Here is a 4,613-nt window from a genome sequence, read left to right on the forward strand (position 1 = left end):
GCCGGATGAATTCTACGTGTATTCCACGTTGTTTCCGTTCCGGCAACAGAGAAAAACTATACGGGGCTTCTACGTATCGCGCAAATCGGCGAACTATCCAATAAATCGTCTCTAAACACCGGCTGACTAGTGGTTTAGTGATAAGGGTACAACAAAACCGCCAGAAAAGTGTCGTGGTTCACAGACATTTCTGGCGGTTTCGTGTTTGTCGCTGATTGAAGCTGGCTACTTACCTAGGCCGAAAGCTCCACGACTGCCATGTTCTTCTTGCCGCGGCGCACGATGGCGTAGCGGCCATGCAGGAAGTTCTCTGCGGTTAGCACCGTATCGATACCGGCGACCTTCTCGTTATTCACGTAGGCGCCACCTTCGTTCACGGTACGACGAGCCGCAGACTGGCTTTCGCTCAAACCCGAAGCGTGCAGCACGTTCAGAATACCGAGCTCATCGGCTGTAACCTTCGCCGACGGCAACTCGGCGAGCACCGATTCCAGAGTTAGCAGATCAATCTCGCTCAGATCACCATTGCCGAAGACCGCTGCCGAAGCCGCGATGACCTTGTTGGTGGCCTCTTCACCGTGAACCAGCGAGGTGACAAGCCATGCGAGCTCGCGCTGGGCCTGGCGTTTAAACGGACGCTCGGCGACCTCGATCGCGAGGGCCTCGATCTGCTGGCGGGTCAGGAAGGTGAAGACCTTCAAACGGTTGATCACATCCGCGTCGGCGGTATTCAGCCAGAACTGGTAGAGGGTGTACGGGCTGCACATCTCCGCGTCCAGCCAGATCGCGTTTCCTTCGGACTTGCCGAACTTGGTGCCATCGGAATTGGTAATCAGCGGGGTGCCGTAGGCGTGAGCCGACTTGCCCTCAACCTTGCGGATCAGGTCGGTTCCACTGGTGAGGTTTCCCCACTGATCCGAGCCACCGGTCTGCAGGGTGCAACCGTACTGACGGTTCAGCTCAAGGAAGTCGTAGCCCTGCAGCACCTGGTAGGAGAACTCGGTGTAGCTGATGCCCTCCTCGGAGTTCAGCCGGGCGGAAACGATTTCCTTCTTGATCATCGTGCCAACACGGAAGTACTTGCCCACGTCGCGCAGGAAGTCCAAGGCGGAGAGCTGCTGGGTCCAGTCCAGGTTGTTGACCAAGCGGACCGCGTTCTCCCCTTCGGCAGAAAGGAAGCGGGACACCTGCCCCTGCAAGCGGGTAACCCACTCGGTGACGGTTTCTCTGGTGTTCAAGGTGCGCTCGGCGGTCTGCCGCGGGTCGCCGATCAGGCCGGTGGACCCGCCGACCAGGGCCAGCGGCTTGTGCCCGGCCAACTGCAGGCGGCGCATATTCAGCAATTGCACGAGGTTGCCCAAGTGAAGGGAAGGTGCGGTCGGATCGAACCCGCAATAGTAAGTGATGCTCTCTTCGGACAGCACGCGTTCTAGCTCGGCCTCATCGGTGGACACGTGCACCAGCCCGCGCCACTTCAGTTCCTGCCAGATATTCTCGAAGGAGGGATCATTACTCTGTCCCGCAATGACGGGATTTTGCTTTAATTCAGACATGCTACCTTTAGCCAATATTCTGTCTTCTTATTGCCCTTATGATACGTGGCATCGGCTCAAATTGTTAGACATCTGAAAGTTATCAAGTGTAGCCATCGCTGTAGCCACATGCATAACTCGAACCAATCACGCCCAGTCGGGATTACCCGCTTTATGCGTATTCTCAGGATATAGCCAAGAGTGCCAAAACTTAAGTTTGACTACTCCCCTAGCCCCCATGCTTTTCTTGTCCAAGTATTAGCCAGGGGTCGGGTCGGTAGGTGATTTTCGCGTCGTCTCTCTCGTGCCAGGCGTAGGCATCTCCATTCGATTCGACTCTGCTATCCGCATATGCGCATCACTGATATGATCCATCCCACATCACTTGTTTTTGAGGTTGGAATGAAAGATAGCAACTCAGCGAACACAAGCTTTGCTTGCCTTGGAATACTCACGGCTATGGGTGGCGGGTATTTGGGTTACCTGTGGATCGAATCAGGTTCGATCCTGCTCATATCTGGCGCTATCGTAGCGCTCACAGGAGGGGTAATGTTGGCCGCCGCAGGGTTCAATTCAGATTGACACAGTAGTAGAAGCCCGTCAGAATTCTCGCAAGTGGGATGCGGGCGATTTAATGTTGTCAGCCCTCACCAAATTGATCTTTGGCGAGGACTGACTGCGAGTTTACCGCCGGGCAACGGAACCCCATCCGTCACCCCATGAACATTCGCTCTCCCCAAGGAAACGATTGCTCCGCGTGAAACCTATGCCCATAGTAGGGGTGACGCCTTTTGATGTAAATAGTTTCTCGGAATTTGAAGAACATGGATCATCTGCACGGAATTTAGGTAGTCATTGAAATGGGTCGTGCTGCCGCCCCGGTTAGCTAGAGTCAATGATGGCTATAAGCCGCGCTTTGCAACCTCCAGTCAGGCGATAAATCCGCGTCCCCAAAGGGTGGATTTATACTAGCGGAACCCTTCAATAACCCCTAGTGCTGGCGGGTGAATAGATTGGTTTCGGGGCTAGCTTTCACTTCGGGGCTATGTCATGCCACATAGCTTGGGATCGGTTCCGATAATTTCCCCTAGGTTTTGGAGCTTTATTGACTGAGCGTGAGATTCAAAGTGAACATGCTTGCAATCGGCATGCAATGAAGTAAAGTAATGCTTACAAGCTGCATGCATCAGTCGACGAACATGACTGAAATTACCATAAATCCCCTAAATCGCAGGGGAAAGTCGGGTAGACGAACAGGTGAGTAAATTGAGTGAAAAATTAGATTCCAGTGCTGGTGGCAAAGCAAGGGCACAATCCTTGTCCAAAGAAGCTCGATCAGAAATCGCCCGAAATGCCGCTGCTAAAAGGTGGGGTATTCACATTGAAGATGCCACTCACAGCGGTGAAATTCAGATAGGCAATCGAATCATCTCGTGCGCAGTCCTCGAAGATGGCACGCGATTAATAAATCAGGAAACCTTCCTCACCGCGCTAGATAGAGCGCCAAAAGCCAAGGGTGGGACGGGCAGCGCCGCCTCGGATATACCGCCCTTCTTGTCAGCAAAGAATTTACAGGCATATGCCGATGAAGGCCTGAAATCCAAATGGCAAGCGATTCGTTACAGAACTCAAAATGGAGTGATCGCTTATGGCTACAACGCCACGATCCTGCCCGATGTGTGCGAAATCTATATGTTGGCCAACGAAGACGGAACCCTTCTTGCTAGCCAGAGAGGTTCCGCAAAGGCGGCAAGTATCATCATGCGTGGCCTTGCTCGCGTCGGCATCACAGCGCTTGTTGACGAAGCTACCGGATACCAAGAAGTTAGGGCACGCGAAGAACTTCAAGCGATACTTGAAGAATTTGTCCAAGCCGAGCTTCGGCCCTGGATGAAGAAGTTTCCCGACGAGTTCTTCGGCCACATCTACCGACTCAACGGGTGGGAATATAGACCTGGGCAGTCGAAGCGAACCCCCTATGTTGGGAAACTCGTCAACAAGTACGTGTATGACCAGCTTGCCCCCGGCGTTCGTGAAGAGCTTCAACGCTTGAATCCCAAGAATGAAAAAGGCAATAGGGTGCATCGCCACCATCAATACCTCAAAGAGGGGACCGGGCTTACTGCCCTTGATAGACAGATTGCTATTGTCACAACGCTCATGCGCATATCCCCAACTAAAGAACGGTTCGAAGCGCTATTCGACGAAGCTTACCCTCCTGCGCAAGCTAAGCTCCCGCTATTCGTAAATACCGACGACTAGCTACCGCAAAGAAACTCTCTAGCAAGCCGTCGCTCCGCCCCGTTAGACTCGTATAAAAATCTTTTGGAGGAAACCGCTGTGAAGAAACTAGCCCCGCTCGCCCTAATCGCCGCTCTCGCCCTTGCCGGGTGTACTGCGGGCAATCAGTCCACCGACGCCACGCCAAGCGCCACAAGCGCGGCCAGCGCATCGCCAAGCGCCACGCCAAGCGCAACGGTCAAGCCAAGCGCCGCCGAAAGTAAGGCAAAATCGCCACGCCAAGCATGGGCGGACGAAATGATCGACATGTACCTAAAAACCAATGGCGCTGCAAGCTTCAAGGGATTCTTTGAGGGGTCGCCAGATCGCGAAATCTCTGAGTGGAGTTCGCCACGCCCCGGCGAATTGTCGGTGGTCATAAAAGGCGACAACTGGAAATTGGGCGACACCAAAAGCCTAAGTTTACGAATCGTTGACATGATCCAATGGGAAGCAAAAGACCTGGAATCTGTGACGGTTTCAACTGCGGATAAAAAGCATTCGTCTGAGTGCTTCCCTAATGTGAAACGTGGCAATCAGGCGACGGTGTGCGCCTAACGTTAAACGCAAAAAACGCCCGGCAAAATCATTTCTGATTCTGCCGGGCAATCTTTTTAGCGTCGGTAGTTTAGGTAACTCTGCCAGGCGCGCCCAAGGGTAGCGCTCTTGTCGGACGGCGGGTAGCTCCAGGCGGCATAGAACGCTACGCCATAGGGGTTGCCGTCGTAGCTCAAGTAATCCGCCCACGCGGTCAAGGTCTGTCCGTACATAAGGCCGTCAATCGCGCCCTTGTAGTGCCCG

The 4,613-nt window shown here is 53.7% G+C and carries 4 protein-coding genes; 2 read left to right on the forward strand and 2 right to left on the reverse strand.

Annotated elements, in window-relative coordinates:
• Window positions 1–233: 233 nt before the first annotated feature.
• Window positions 234–1,553: a tyrosine--tRNA ligase gene (gene tyrS, locus ACT3UQ_RS19505; RefSeq protein WP_444637794.1), complete on the reverse strand. Its 1,320-nt coding sequence runs from the start codon at window positions 1,551–1,553 to the stop codon at window positions 234–236.
• Between the two features lie 1,245 nt (window positions 1,554–2,798).
• Here tyrS and ACT3UQ_RS19510 point away from each other — a divergent pair.
• Together ACT3UQ_RS19510 and ACT3UQ_RS19515 are read left to right on the forward strand one after the other, a co-directional pair.
• Window positions 2,799–3,794: a P63C domain-containing protein gene (locus ACT3UQ_RS19510; RefSeq protein WP_444637796.1), complete on the forward strand. Its 996-nt coding sequence runs from the start codon at window positions 2,799–2,801 to the stop codon at window positions 3,792–3,794.
• Between the two features lie 78 nt (window positions 3,795–3,872).
• Window positions 3,873–4,370, forward strand: a complete 498-nt coding sequence (locus tag ACT3UQ_RS19515) for a hypothetical protein (protein ID WP_444637797.1) — start codon at window positions 3,873–3,875, stop codon at window positions 4,368–4,370.
• A 56-nt stretch (window positions 4,371–4,426) separates the two neighbouring features.
• On the opposite strand, the gene ACT3UQ_RS19520 is transcribed toward ACT3UQ_RS19515, so the two are convergent.
• On the reverse strand, window positions 4,427–4,613 hold a 187-nt coding region (locus ACT3UQ_RS19520), incomplete at its 5' end, for a hypothetical protein (RefSeq protein ID WP_444637799.1).

The sequence above is a fragment of the Glutamicibacter sp. AOP12-B1-11 genome (genome assembly GCF_052379245.1).
Taxonomy (GTDB): Bacteria; Actinomycetota; Actinomycetes; order Actinomycetales; family Micrococcaceae; genus Glutamicibacter.

Coding starts and splice junctions, on each gene's coding strand:
- tyrS (WP_444637794.1), bottom strand. CDS start 1,553: ATGTCTGAATTAAAGCAAAATCCCGTCATTGCGGGACAGAGTAATGAT.